The 12,015-nt window shown below is 71.8% G+C and carries 13 protein-coding genes, 2 tRNA genes and 1 other RNA gene; 9 read left to right on the top strand and 7 right to left on the bottom strand.

Annotation, left to right across the window (positions count from 1 at the left end):
- The first annotated feature begins 45 nt into the window (after window positions 1-45).
- The 3 genes from AB0G01_RS03075 (at window position 46) to AB0G01_RS03065 (ending at window position 1,240) form a co-directional block, all read left to right on the top strand.
- A complete protein-coding gene (locus AB0G01_RS03075; RefSeq protein WP_360939063.1) occupies window positions 46-252 on the top strand; it encodes a CsbD family protein in 207 nt (68 codons plus the stop codon).
- Window positions 253-551: 299 nt separating this feature from the next.
- Entirely contained in the window at window positions 552-1,112 is a 561-nt protein-coding gene (locus AB0G01_RS03070; protein WP_360939061.1) for an RNA polymerase sigma factor, read from the top strand.
- Between the two features lie 43 nt (window positions 1,113-1,155).
- Window positions 1,156-1,240, top strand: a tRNA-Ser gene (locus tag AB0G01_RS03065).
- Window positions 1,241-1,377: 137 nt separating this feature from the next.
- Here AB0G01_RS03065 and AB0G01_RS03060 read toward each other — a convergent pair.
- The 4 genes from AB0G01_RS03060 to AB0G01_RS03045 form a co-directional block, all read right to left on the bottom strand.
- Window positions 1,378-2,250 (bottom strand): hypothetical protein, encoded by an 873-nt coding sequence (locus AB0G01_RS03060; protein WP_360939059.1) that lies wholly within the window; start codon window positions 2,248-2,250, stop codon window positions 1,378-1,380.
- A gap of 145 nt (window positions 2,251-2,395) precedes the next feature.
- Window positions 2,396-2,836: an Imm1 family immunity protein gene (locus AB0G01_RS03055; protein ID WP_360939057.1), complete on the bottom strand. Its 441-nt coding sequence runs from the start codon at window positions 2,834-2,836 to the stop codon at window positions 2,396-2,398.
- Window positions 2,837-2,974: 138 nt separating this feature from the next.
- On the bottom strand, window positions 2,975-3,196 hold the full coding sequence (locus tag AB0G01_RS03050; protein WP_360939055.1) for a type II toxin-antitoxin system HicA family toxin: 222 nt from the start codon (window positions 3,194-3,196) through the stop codon (window positions 2,975-2,977).
- Window positions 3,193-3,414 (bottom strand): type II toxin-antitoxin system HicB family antitoxin, encoded by a 222-nt coding sequence (locus tag AB0G01_RS03045; RefSeq protein WP_360939053.1) that lies wholly within the window; start codon window positions 3,412-3,414, stop codon window positions 3,193-3,195. Before AB0G01_RS03045 ends, AB0G01_RS03050 begins: the two co-directional genes overlap by 4 nt.
- Window positions 3,415-3,751: 337 nt before the next feature.
- Here AB0G01_RS03045 and AB0G01_RS03040 point away from each other — a divergent pair, with 337 nt between their 5' ends.
- Together AB0G01_RS03040 and AB0G01_RS03035 are read left to right on the top strand one after the other, a co-directional pair.
- Window positions 3,752-4,618, top strand: a complete 867-nt coding sequence (locus tag AB0G01_RS03040) for a methyltransferase domain-containing protein (protein WP_360939051.1) — start codon at window positions 3,752-3,754, stop codon at window positions 4,616-4,618.
- A gap of 589 nt (window positions 4,619-5,207) precedes the next feature.
- A complete protein-coding gene (locus AB0G01_RS03035; protein WP_360939049.1) occupies window positions 5,208-7,601 on the top strand; it encodes an endonuclease/exonuclease/phosphatase family protein in 2,394 nt (797 codons plus the stop codon).
- Between the two features lie 67 nt (window positions 7,602-7,668).
- Here AB0G01_RS03035 and AB0G01_RS03030 read toward each other — a convergent pair.
- The 3 genes from AB0G01_RS03030 to AB0G01_RS03020 form a co-directional block, all read right to left on the bottom strand.
- Window positions 7,669-7,756, bottom strand: a tRNA-Ser gene (locus tag AB0G01_RS03030).
- A 46-nt stretch (window positions 7,757-7,802) separates the two neighbouring features.
- Entirely contained in the window at window positions 7,803-8,357 is a 555-nt protein-coding gene (locus tag AB0G01_RS03025; protein ID WP_360939047.1) for a hypothetical protein, read from the bottom strand.
- 16 nt (window positions 8,358-8,373) lie between these two features.
- A complete protein-coding gene (locus AB0G01_RS03020; protein ID WP_360939045.1) occupies window positions 8,374-8,589 on the bottom strand; it encodes a helix-turn-helix transcriptional regulator in 216 nt (71 codons plus the stop codon).
- Window positions 8,590-8,737: 148 nt separating this feature from the next.
- On the opposite strand from AB0G01_RS03020, the gene AB0G01_RS03015 reads away from it, so the two are divergent.
- The 4 genes from AB0G01_RS03015 to AB0G01_RS03000 all read left to right on the top strand — a co-directional run bounded on the left by AB0G01_RS03015 (window position 8,738) and on the right by AB0G01_RS03000 (window position 11,995).
- Complete coding sequence (locus tag AB0G01_RS03015) at window positions 8,738-9,124, top strand: helix-turn-helix transcriptional regulator (RefSeq protein WP_360939043.1); 387 nt, start codon at window positions 8,738-8,740, stop codon at window positions 9,122-9,124.
- A gap of 32 nt (window positions 9,125-9,156) precedes the next feature.
- Window positions 9,157-9,546 carry a hypothetical protein gene (locus AB0G01_RS03010; RefSeq protein WP_360939041.1) on the top strand — a complete coding sequence of 130 codons (390 nt, stop codon included), beginning with the start codon at window positions 9,157-9,159 and terminating at the stop codon, window positions 9,544-9,546.
- 115 nt (window positions 9,547-9,661) lie between these two features.
- An RNA gene (gene ffs / locus AB0G01_RS03005) (signal recognition particle sRNA small type) lies at window positions 9,662-9,756 on the top strand.
- Window positions 9,757-9,787: 31 nt separating this feature from the next.
- Complete coding sequence (locus AB0G01_RS03000; RefSeq protein ID WP_360939039.1) at window positions 9,788-11,995, top strand: DNA polymerase III subunit gamma and tau; 2,208 nt, start codon at window positions 9,788-9,790, stop codon at window positions 11,993-11,995.
- The last annotated feature ends 20 nt before the right edge of the window (window positions 11,996-12,015 follow it).

Here is a 12,015-nt window from a genome sequence, read left to right as displayed (position 1 = left end):
CACCCCACGGGTGGAAGGACACTTGTCGGGAAGGGGAAAGCCGCCATGGGCGTTTTCGACCAGGCCAAGGACAAGGCCGAGCAGTTGATCGGCGAGGCCAAGGAGAAGCTCGGCCAGAAGACCGACAACGAAGACCTTGAGGCCTCCGGCAAGAAGGACCAGACCGTGGGCGAGGTCAAGGAAACCGGCCACGACCTGCGGGACAAGGCAGCCGGCTCCGTGCAGGACGCGAAGGACAAGTTCAACAGGTAGGCAGAGGTCCGGGCCGGTGCCACGAGGGTGCCGGCCCGGCTTCTCGGTGCGTGAACGGTGGCGCGCCGAGTGGTTGTGCGCTGAGCGGTTTGCGCTGAGCGGTTTTGCGTTGAGCACGTCGCCGCTTGATCGGGATTCGGGTCGCGGCGACCCTGTGTTCTGGTGCGTGTGCGGCTCTCACCCGCCGATTCGGGTGATGCGAGCCCCCGTGCCGGTCGAATCGGATCGGCGTGGAATTCCCCCGCGTGGGGGAACCCGCTGATCTGCGCGGGGGTGCGCCCGCTGCCACGATTGGACGGGTGTCCGTCGAGATCGCGGACGCCGCACTGGCAGGCGGCGTCGCCCGGGGTGACTTGGCCGCGTTCGAGGTGCTGGTGCGCCGCTACTCGAAGCGGGTGTTCGGCCTGGCGTACCGGGTCCTTGGTGACCGGGCCGAAGCGGAGGACGTCACCCAGGAGGTGTTCGCCACCGCGTGGCGGCGACTGGACTCCCTCACCGAGCCCGCTGCGGTCCGGACGTGGCTGTTCCGCGTCGCGTACCGGCAGTGCCTGGGGGTGCTGAGGCGCTCACGGACGGAGCCGGTCGGCGAACTGCCGGATCGCGGCGCGACCCCCGTGGGCCTGGGCCAGGCACCACGCGACCCGTCGACGGTGGCGGAGACCGTGGCGGCCGTGGCGGCGCTGAGGGCGGCCCTGCGCGACCTCCCCGGGCCGCAGCGCGCGGTGTGGCTGTTGGCCGAGGTGGACGGCCTGTCGTACGCCGAGATGGCGGTGGTGGTGGGTGCCACCGAGGAGTCCGTGCGGGGGCGGCTGGCGAGGGCCAGGGTGCGCCTGGCCGAGGTGATGAAGGTGTGGCGCTGACCCCGCTGGAGATCGGGTGCGGGGGTCTTGTATTGTTCTCGGCGGTGGCGTGTCCGAGCGGCCGAAGGAGCACGCCTCGAAAGCGTGTGAGGTTAACGCCTCCGTGGGTTCAAATCCCACCGCCACCGCTGCTCAGAGCCCCGGTTGCCGATCATGGCAACCGGGGCTCTGACGTTCGGTGGCCGCCCCGGTGGCAGTCGGCCCGTCAGGTGGGCGGCGCGGGTGGTCCGGTGGTCACACGTCCCCCGTGCTTTCGGCCTGCTTCTCAGCGGGCGTCTGAGCTCATTCGGTGCCGCGTCCACGTGCGTGCGGCTGCGGTGGGTGGCGTGTTCGCGAATCGGCGCTCCCAGAGGCGAAGTGTCGACGCGGCGAACGCGGTGAGCGCGTCGGATGGTGTCGCGGCGAAATCGGGCGAATGGCGGGCTGCCCAGTGTTCAGCCGCGTCGGGCGGGTGTCCGGCGGCGATCAGCCGGATCACGAGCAACGCGGGGTCGATCCACGGGGCTCCGGTCCGCCACCAGGCCCAGTCGACGACCTTCGCGGTGTCGGTGATCAGGAAGTTCGCCGGGTTGAGGTCGGAGTGGACCAGGTGGTCGCCGTGCATGTGGTCGGGGGCTTTCGCGGCCCAGTCGGAGACGAGGTCGGCATTGGTCGCGGACCACGGGTCGGCGTCGTCCGGGAGCGGCGAGGCGAGTTCGGTCCTGAGGCCGTGCGCCCACTGGTTCGCCATCGGGCGTCGTGGGGTCGGTGGCGGGGTGGTGCGGTGGAGTCGGGCCACCGCGTCGGCGACTGCGGGGAGGTCGTCGGATTCGGGGGAGAGATCGGCGTGGTGACCGGCGAGGTGCTCGAACCCGAGGAGCAGCCACCCCGCCGCGTCGATGTGCCACAGCAGGCGCGGCGCGAGGTCGGCGGGGAGGTGGGGACCTACGGCGAGTTCGTTGCGGTGCATGGTCACCAGGGGCGAGCCCGTCGTGATCCCCTTGCAGAACACCGGCCCCGAGGCCGTCGACAGGGTCACGGCCAGTTCCGAGTTCCGGCCGGCCTCCGGTGAGGTCGTCGCCGTCACCTGCCCGGTCCGGTGCTCCACGGCCTGCCGCAGCTCCTCGGGCAGGTCGTACCAATCACGACGGGTCGCCATCCTCTTCCTGTTCCTGGGCTAGTACTCCATCGTGGACGCGACCGTGGAATTCCTGAAAGCGTGTACCAGGCGATCTGGATGGGCATTTCGCACTGAGCCTGCGAGTCGACCTCGGGCGGCATCAGTTCATCCTGGCCGCCGTCGACTACGCGGAATTCCGCGAACGGGTCGCCGGACGCTTCCCGCACCACTTGCCGCCGTGTTCGAGGAACGCTGCGAGGACGCCGCGAACCGTGGCCGGCGGTACCTCGTAGCTCACGGGGACCAGGGTTTCGTGTCCTTGGAAGTCGTAGACGCCCGTCCCTGCCGCAGTCGAGTCCCCACGTGTGGCCCGGAGTTCATCTCGTCCGCTGAGTCGAACGTGGCCACGGTCATGGCCGATGCCGGCGTTCAGGGTGGGAAAGCCGTAGGGGTCTTCGGTGATCGACACCTCGATCAGCGACGGGCACGGCTGGATGGCTGATGTCGCATTCACGCGGTCGATCAAGGCGGTGAGTTCGTCCTCGGTGGTGACGATGAAGGCGGGGTCGCCGGGGCCGAGGTCGTTCTCCGGCTGTTGGTCGTACCAAACCTTTAGCGTCGCCACGGTGGCCGCTTCCCTCCTGTGAACGTCTTGCCGTAGTTCGGCCCGTGCACCGTCAAGGAGTACCCATGCCAAGATTCGTCGTGTGTGACCTGTGCGGTTACCGCAGTTACCGATTCCGGGGAGGGATGGGGGCGGCGGCTACAGGAGAGCGAGGAACTCCGCAGGGGTGAGCCCCGCCTGACGGATGATCGACGCGAGAGTTCCGCGCTTGACGGTGCCGTGCAGGGGCACGATGACCGTGCGGCCGTCCTGGTGGCGGTAGACGGCGTGGCTCCCTTTGGTGCGGGTGTGCTCGAACTCCAGCGACTCCAGTGCGCGGGTGACCTTCCTGACGGGGAGGTCGGACAGAGCCGGGCTCACGCGGCCGTGCCGGGCACCTGGAACGAGGTCACCAGCGGGGTGGCGGTGACCTCGGGTTCGGGCACCTCGGACAGGTACAGCGCGACAGCCTCGCGGAGGTTGGCCAACGCCTCCTGGATCGACTGGCCCTGGCTTGCCACGTCGACCTCAAGACACTGGGCGATGTACCAATCCTCTTCTTGGTGCACCGCTGCGGTCAGCGTCCGCTGTTCGCTCATGAACCCCAGTGTCCCACCGACCGCACGCCGCGTCTCCATCGAAACGCGCGATACGGGGGTGCCCCGAGGGCGGTTGAACGCACGGTCGCGCCGTGGCCGTCGGAAGGGGTCGGCGACGGCCAGTCTCGGTGGGAACGCACTCAGCGAGCGTTGTAGCGGTCCTTGTTCGGGCGCGCCGCCTGGGGTGGGCGCATGGGCGGTGTCGCAGTCCCTTGCGCGCGGTTGGTTCTCCGCGCTTGGCCTAGATGAGTCCCCTTGTCGGCGGCGTTCCGTGCGCCTCTGAGCCAAGTAGCGTGACTTAGGTCACGTAATCGCGAGTGTCGAGGGGGTCACGGAGATGGCAGAAACAGGTGGTCACGACGCCGCGCCCAGTCCGGACGAGGTCGGGGCCGCGTATGACGAGTTCGGCGACCTCTACGCCCTGACCGTCGGGGACGTCGGGCTGCACATCGGCCTGTGGTCCCGGCCTGGGGAGACCGAGCCCGCGAGCACGCTCACCGACCTGGCCAACCGCGCCCAGGAGCGGCAGACCGACCACCACCTCGACCTGCTCGCCCTCACCGCCGACGACCACCTGCTGGACATCGGGTGCGGCAACGGGCGGCCCGCCGTCCGGATCGCCCGGCGCAGCGGGGCTCGGGTCACCGGGATCACCGTCAGCCGCGACCAGGTCACCCGGGCCGGCGAGGCGGCCCGGTCGGCGGGGCTCGCCGATCGCGTCTCCTTCCGCCACGGCAACGTCCTGGCCCTCGACTTCGCGGACGACTCCTTCGACGCCGCCCTGTCGATCGACGCGTTCCCGCACCTGGACGACCGGCAGCAAGCCTTCCGGGAGGTCGCGCGGGTCCTGCGGCCCGGTGGCCACTTCCTGGTCAGCGACTTCACCGCGCGCGGGACGCCGACCGACGAGCAGGTGGCCGCGTTCCGGGAGACGTGGCTCTGCGGGCTCCCGACCACCCCGGCGAAGCTCCTGGAGATGGCGGACACCGCCGGCCTCGAAGTGGTCGACGTCGAGAACCAGACGCAGAACCTGTCCTTCTCCGGGGACCTGATGGAGCTCCTCTACGCCCAGCGGCAGGACGACGTCGTCGACCGCTACGGCTCGGAGTTCTTCGAGCGGATGCGGCCGGTGATCCGGCTGATGTGCTCCTACACCCGCGACCACCTGGGCTACTACCTGCTCCTGCTGCGGAAGCCCCGCTAGCGGGACGCAGCCCGGTAACGGCGCGGAGGTCTGCCGGCAGGGCGAAGGTCGGCGGGCGAGGTCCGTGCAGCGGAGGCCCGGCACCCGTGTGGGTGCCGGGCCTCCGCGCTGACCGGGTGTGGTCCGATGGTGGTCGCGCATCGGGGGCGCGACCCGCCTCGTCAGGCGTGTGCGCCCCCGTTGTGCGCGCTTGTGCCGGCCGGCGCTGGGAGGGCCACCGGACGGGCACGTGCTCAACCCTACCCTAATATCGAACACACGTTCGAGTGATCGTGGGAATCCCCCGGGCGAGTTAGGCGCACGGCGACGGGCGGCCCGATGCGGCACGACACTCGGTGACCACCGTGGTCCGCCGGCCTCGAACGGGTGTTGACCTCGATTCCGCGCCCGGACCGGAGCGCCGCCGGTCACGCTCGTCCGCCGGGCCGCCGAAGCCCGGAAAACACTCGTACGCATGGGCAACAGTTAGTGACGGCTTCTTCCGGAGTTCACTCGTTCCGGGGAGGATGCGCGGACCCGCCCACTTCCGGAGGCTCCGTTGAGACCCACTCCGCTCCGCGTCGGATTAGCGGTCACCGCCGCTTCGGCCGTGTCGCTCGCCCTGGTCACGCCCGCGTCCGCCGCACCCAGTCCGGACGCCCTGATCGCCGAGGTCTACGGCGGCGGGGGCAACTCCGGCGCGACGCTCACCCAGGACTTCGTCGAGCTGGCCAACCGGGGTTCCGCGCCGGTCTCGCTGGCCGGCTGGAGCGTCCAGTACCTGCCGGCCGGTGCCAGTCCGGCCAGCCAGTGGCAGGTCACGCCGTTGACCGGCGCGGTCGGGCCCGGCGGGCGGTACCTGGTGGCCGGGGCGAAGGGGGCCGGCGGCACGGTCGCGCTGCCCGCGCCCGACGCCACCGGCACGACCGCCCTGTCCGCCACCGGCGGCACGGTCGCGCTCGTCGCCACCTCCACGGCGCTGACCTGCAAGACCGCCGCCGACTGCGCCGCCGACACCCGCGTGCGCGACCTGGTCGGCTACGGCACGGCGACCGTCGTCCGCGAGGGCACGCCCACCGGCAACCTGACCAACACCACGTCCGCCGCGCGTCCGTCGCTGACCGACACCGACGACAACGCCGCCGACTTCACCGTCGGCGCGCCCACGCCGGTCAACGCCGGCGGCCAGGGCCCCGGCGACGAGGAGCCGGAGCCGGAACCGGGCGACAAGCGGATTCGCGACATCCAGGGCACCACCCGCGTCTCGCCGCTGACCGGCGCGAAGGTCGCGGGCGTCCCCGGCGTCGTCACGGCCACCCGCGCCACCGGTGACCGGGGCTTCTGGGTGCAGGACACCGCCCCGGACGCCGACCCGCGCACCAGCGAGGGCGTTTTCGTCTACACCGCCGACGTCGCGCCGACCGTCACCCCGGGCGACTCCGTCCTGGTGGGCGGCACGATCGCGGAGTACCGGCCGGGCGGTGACACGGCGGGCAACGCCAACCTGACGCTCACCGAGATCACCAACGCGACGGTCACCGTGCTGTCCCAGGGCAACGCGCTGCCCGCGCCGGTCGTGCTGGCCCCGCCGGACGGCTTCCTCCCGACTGCGGGCGGTGGCAGCATCGAGGCGCTCGACCTCGTCCCGGCGACGTACGGCCAGGACTACTACGAGTCCCTCGAAGGCATGTACGTCCAGGTGGACGACGCGCGCGTGGTGGGCCCGACGAACTCCTTCGGCGAGTCGTGGATCACCACCAAGCCGACCCAGAACCCGACCGCGCGCGGCGGCACCAACTACCTCGGCTACGACCAGCCCAACAGCGGCCGGATCAAGGTCAAGGCGGGCAGCGCCGCCCCGCAGGTCAGCAACGTGGGTGACGTGTGGCGCGGCGCGACCGTGGGCAACGTCGAGTACACCAACTTCGGCGGCTACACGCTGGCCACGAAGTCCGTGGGCACTTACGCGTCCGGCGGCATCACGCCGGAGAAGACCGACGCGGCGCGCTCTTACGAGCTGTCCGTCGCCACGTACAACGTCGAGAACCTCGCCGCGACCAACGACCAGGCCAAGTTCGACCGCCTGGCCGCCGCCGTGGTGAAGAACCTGTCGTCGCCGGACGTCGTGGTGCTGGAGGAGATCCAGGACAACAACGGCGCGACGGACGACGGCACGGTCGCGGCCGACGCGACGTTCACGAAGTTCGTGGACGCGATCGTCGCGGCGGGCGGTCCGCGCTACGAGTGGCGGCAGATCGACCCGTCGAACAAGGCGGACGGCGGCGAGCCGGGCGGCAACATCCGGGTGGCGTTCCTGTTCAACCCGGCGCGGGTGTCCTTCGTGGACCGCGCCGGCGGCGACGCGACGACCCCGGTGTCGGTGGTGAAGCAGAACGGCCGCGCGGCGCTGTCCGCGTCACCGGGCCGCATCGACCCCGCGAACCCGGCGTGGAACGCCAGCCGCAAGCCGCTGGCGGGCCAGTTCACGTTCCGGGGACGCACGGTGTTCGTGGTGGCGAACCACTTCAACTCGAAGGGCGGCGACCAGTCGTTGCACGGCCGCTACCAGGAGCCGGTGCGGTCGTCGGAGGTGCAGCGCGCGGCGCAGGCCACGGCGTTGCGCGGGTTCGTGGACCAGGTGAAGGCCGTCGACCGGGGCGCGAACGTCGTCCTGGCGGGTGACATCAACGACTTCCAGTTCTCGCCCGTGATCGCCACGCTCACCGCCGGCGGTTCGGTCGTCGACCTGATCTCGACATTGCCGCCGGCGGAGCGCTACAGCTACGTGTTCGACGGCAACTCGCAGACCCTGGACCACATCCTGATCAGCGCCAACATCAACCGCTACCGGTACGACGTGGTGCACGTCAACGCGGAGTTCGCCGACCAGGCCAGCGACCACGACCCGCAGGTCGTGAAGCTGCGCCCGAGCACGGGGCACGCGCAGGTCGACCGGCTGGTCTTCCTGCTGGAGGACCTGCTGGAGCGCCTGCCGAGGCCGTGACCGGCGGGAACGCGCCGGGTAGACACGCGAGAGGCCCCGTCCGGGTGTACCGGGCGGGGCCTCGTCGTGGCGGAGGATACGGGATTTGAACCCGTGAGGGGGTTAACCCAACACGATTTCCAGTCGTGCGCACTAGGCCGCTATGCGAATCCTCCGTGGAGGAGCCTACCCAACGGGTGATGGCCCGACCAAAACGGCTGGTCACAGTGCGGGCCGGAGTTCGATGACCAGGGTCGGCGCGTCGCCGCGCGCCAATTCGGCCCCGTGGTCCACCAGCTCTTCGAGCACGCCGGCGTCGGCCAGGCCGTCGGCGCACGCCATCACGCTCGCGGTCACGTGGTCGGGGTCGCGGCGGTGGCCGTCGGGGACGGTCCACCTCAGGCGCAGCGCGCACGGGCCGAGCGGCGGGACGCCGGTGGCGCGGGCCAGGGTCGCGGTCGCGGCGCGCAGGTCGGTCAACGCCTGGACGCGGTGGCGCGGGTCGGCGGGCAGGCGGGCGTTCGGCAGCACCAGCACGGTGCACCGCCGGCCGGGCGAGTGCGCCAGGGTCGACTGCCAGTACGCGACGACATCGGTGGGCACGATCGGCCGGGCGCGGTCCGGGTAGTGGGTTCGCAGCGCTTCGATCGCCGTGGTCACGGGCACGTCGGCCAGGTGCGCGGCCCACGTCGCCAACCCGGCGTCGTCCTGGGGCGGGAACGCCGGGTCGAGCGCCGCCGCGGCGGCCAGCAGCGCGGCTACCTGGGCTCGGTTCATCGGGTGTGCTCCCCGGTCACCGGCACTCCCGGAGCAGCAGGTCGTCCGGGGTGACGTGGAGGGCGTCGGCGAGTTTGCCGAGCAGGGCGGGGCTGGGCGCGCGGTGCCCGCGTTCGATGCCGGACAGCGCACCCTTCGTGCAGCCGACCTCGGCGGCCAACTGGGTCAGGGTCCGGCGCGACACCACCCGGAGGTGGGTCAGGCGGACGCGATCTATCGGTAACCGTGTCATGACGCAAACTGTAGACAAACTAACAAACACAGGGAAGGCGTTTGCCGGAGTTTGCCCAGGTGGTCGACGTTGCGCCCGCGCAAGTCCGAGTTTGGGGCGCACGACGCCGGGTTGCCGGTTTGCGATTGTTTGCGGAAGGCTGGGGGTCATGACCCACCCGGAGGACGGCCCGGACCGACTGCCGGACTGGCCGCTGGGCCCGTACTTACGGCAGGCGCGCCGGGTGACCGGGCTGTCCGTGGCGGAAGTCGCCCGACTGGCGGAAGTCAGTCACGCGAAGGTGCGGCAGTTGGAGCGCGGTTACGCCGTCCGCGACGGTGCCCACTACGCCGTCGGCACCACCAAAACCACTGTTGAGCGGGTCGCGCGCGCCGTGGGGGCGGACGTCGCGGAAGCCCTCCGGCTGGTCGGGATCGTCGCCGACGACCCGAGCGCGCCCGGCCGCCGGGCGCGACCATGGGACCTGTCCACCGTGTCCGACGAGGACCTGTTGACGGAGATCGCGCGCAGGTTCGGTGCCCGGCACCGGACCTGACCTGACCACCGCACCCACGGCTGGAGGGATCAGTGCCGTCCGTTGACGCGGAGTGCTACCTGTGCTCGTCGGCGTCCGGCGAGCGCCTGCACCTGTGGCTGAAGGCCCTGGCCGACGGGGGCGTCTGGGCCTGGCTGGAGGAGAGCGAGCTGACGGCGGTCGAGTTCACCCGGCAGGAGTCCGACCGGCTGCTGACCCTGTGGGACGACCTGCGCCGGATGCTCCGCGACGGTGCGACCACCGACCAGCTCCGCTGCGTCGTGGTGACCGAAGTGGACAGTCGACAGCGGACCGCGCTCGTGTACGGCGTCCAGGACGGGTTCATCACCTACTGGCGCACGGGCGACCCGCGCGACCCGGTGCCGCTGGACGTCAACGCGATCGACGAGCTGATCCAGGCGTGGAACGACGTGCGCACCTGACCGCGCCGGCCGGGAACCTCCCGGACGTCGTGCCTGGTCCGCACCCCACCGCGCCCGGTGGGGTCGGGTCTGTGCCGGCCGGTGCCGGCCGGTGCCGGCCATCGGCTAGACTTGCTGCGGACCTCGTGCGGCACACATCTCGCGAACTTCCCCAGGGCCGGAAGGCAGCAAGGATAAGCGGGCTCTGGTGGGTGCACGGGGTCCCCTTTCTGTGTCGGACCCCTTCGGTAGGGTCTGCGCTGTGGCGCTCGCCCTCTACCGCAAGTACCGGCCGGCCACCTTCGCGGAGGTGGTCGGGCAGGAGCACGTCACCGACCCGCTGCGCACGGCGCTCGGGGCGGGGCGGGTCAACCACGCGTACCTGTTCTCGGGGCCGCGCGGGTGTGGCAAGACGTCTTCCGCCCGGATTCTCGCGCGCTCGCTGAACTGCGTGAACGGGCCCACGCCCGATCCGTGCGGCGAGTGCAACTCGTGCGTCGGCCTCGCGCCCAACGGCGTGGGCAGCGTCGACGTGGTGGAGCTCGACGCCGCGTCGCACGGCGGCGTGGACGACGCCCGCGAGCTGCGCGACAAGGCGTTCTACGCGCCGGCGGAATCGCGCTACCGGGTGTTCATCATCGACGAGGCGCACATGGTCACGACGCAGGGCTTCAACGCCCTGCTGAAGATCGTGGAGGAGCCGCCGGAGCACCTGATCTTCATCTTCGCGACCACCGAGCCGGACAAGGTGCTGCCGACGATCCGGTCGCGCACGCACCACTACCCGTTCCGGCTGATCCCGCCGTCCTCGATGCGCGCGCTGCTGGAGCGCAACTGCGCCGCCGAGGGCGTCGCCGTGGAGCCGTCGGTGTTCCCGCTGGTCATCCGGGCGGGCGGCGGGTCGGCGCGGGACACCCAGTCGGTGATGGACCAGCTCCTGTCGGGCGCGGGCGCGGACGGTGTCAAGTACGAGCGGGCGATCTCGCTGCTCGGCGTGACCGACGTGGCGCTGATCGACGACGTGGTGGACGGCCTGTCGGCACGCGACGGGTCGGCGGTGTTCGGCACCATCGACCGGCTGGTCGACGCCGGGCACGACCCGCGCCGGTTCGCCTCGGACCTGCTGGACCGGCTGCGGGACCTGGTGCTGCTGCACGCCGTCCCGGACGCCGCCGATCGCGGCCTGGTGTCCGCGCCGGACGACGTGGTGGTCAAGATGGTCGCGCAGCGCGAGGCGACCCGGCCCGCGACGGTCACCCGGTGGGCCGAGGTCCTGCACCAGGGGTTGACCGAGATGCGCGGGTCGACCGCGGCCCGGCTGCTGCTGGAGCTGGTCGCGGCCCGCATGCTGCTGCCCTCGGCGAGCGACACCGAAGCGGCGCTGCTGCAACGGATCGAGCAGTTGGAGAAGCACGGCCCGCCGGCCGGGAATGCCGCACCCGCCGGTTCTGCGAGTGGTGCCGTGGGTGGGGCTGTGGGTGGCAGCGCGGGGAGTGGCGGCGGTGCTGTGAGTGGTGCTGCGCACGGTGGCTCCGCGCCGGTCGGCGCTGCGGGTGGTGCGCCGGAGAGCGGGCGGACCTTCCAACGGCCTTCCCGACGCCCGGCCCCCGCCGACGAACCCGCGCAGACCCAGTCCGCACCGGTTCAACCCGAGCCGACCCAGCCCGCGTCGGCACAACCTGCGTCGGCCCGGCCCGCGCCGGCTCAGGCCGCGCCCGTCGAGGTCGTCGGCAGTTCGCCCCTCGACAGCGTGCCCCCTCCGAGCGAACCGGCCGGCTACGAGCCCGAGCCCGCCGAACCCGAACATGACCCCGAGCCCGCCGAGGTCGAACCCGCCGAGCCCGCGTCCGCCGAGTCCGCGTCCGCCGAGCCCGAACCCGCCCCCGCGAGCGCGCCGGGTACGGACGCGGGGGAGATCCGGCGGCGGTGGCCCGACCTGTGCGGGATCGTGCGGGGGATCGCCGGGCCGAGTGCCGGGGCGCTGCTCACCAGCGCCACGATCGGCGACGTGGTCGGCACGTCCGTCACGATCAGCCACAAGTCCGCCCCGCTGGCCCGCCGGCTCGCGGAGCAGCGCAACGTCGACGCGATCGCGTCCGCGCTCGGCCAGACCTTCGGCGGCACCTGGCAGGTCTCCTGCGTGCACGGCGACGCGGCCCCCGCGTCCGCCCGCCCGCCCCAGCAGGCCCGCCCGCAGCGGCCCGCGCCGACCCGGCCCAGCCAGGCCCGCGCGCCGGAACAACCCCCCCGGCCCGCGCCGGGCCGGGCCGCGCCGGCCGACGACGTGCCGCTGCCGCCCGAGCCGCCGGACCCGGACGAGCCCCTTCCGCCGGAACCGGTGGACGAGGAGGAGATGCTCGCCGAGGCCGCCCGGCCCGGTGACGACGACACGGGCGAACGGCTCGACCCGGAGGCCGTCGTGCTGAAGCTGCTCGCCGAGCAGCTCGGTGCGCGCCCGCTGAAGGGCTGATCCACGCGGCTACCCTGGTG

The sequence above is a fragment of the Actinosynnema sp. NPDC023587 genome, from assembly GCF_040640215.1.
Taxonomy (GTDB): domain Bacteria; phylum Actinomycetota; class Actinomycetes; order Mycobacteriales; family Pseudonocardiaceae; genus Actinosynnema.
Note: the sequence above shows the minus strand (reverse complement) of the source record. Positions and strands in the feature narration are given on the sequence as shown.

What these genes read in the sequence shown, in the direction of transcription:
- AB0G01_RS03075 (WP_360939063.1), top strand. Translation starts at nt 46, where the DNA reads ATGGGCGTTTTCGACCAGGCCAAGGACAAGGCCGAGCAGTTGATCGGC.
- AB0G01_RS03060 (WP_360939059.1), bottom strand. Translation starts at nt 2,250, where the DNA reads ATGGCGACCCGTCGTGATTGGTACGACCTGCCCGAGGAGCTGCGGCAG.
- AB0G01_RS03045 (WP_360939053.1), bottom strand. Translation starts at nt 3,414, where the DNA reads ATGAGCGAACAGCGGACGCTGACCGCAGCGGTGCACCAAGAAGAGGAT.
- AB0G01_RS03040 (WP_360939051.1), top strand. Translation starts at nt 3,752, where the DNA reads ATGGCAGAAACAGGTGGTCACGACGCCGCGCCCAGTCCGGACGAGGTC.
- AB0G01_RS03025 (WP_360939047.1), bottom strand. Translation starts at nt 8,357, where the DNA reads ATGAACCGAGCCCAGGTAGCCGCGCTGCTGGCCGCCGCGGCGGCGCTC.
- AB0G01_RS03020 (WP_360939045.1), bottom strand. Translation starts at nt 8,589, where the DNA reads ATGACACGGTTACCGATAGATCGCGTCCGCCTGACCCACCTCCGGGTG.
- AB0G01_RS03015 (WP_360939043.1), top strand. Translation starts at nt 8,738, where the DNA reads ATGACCCACCCGGAGGACGGCCCGGACCGACTGCCGGACTGGCCGCTG.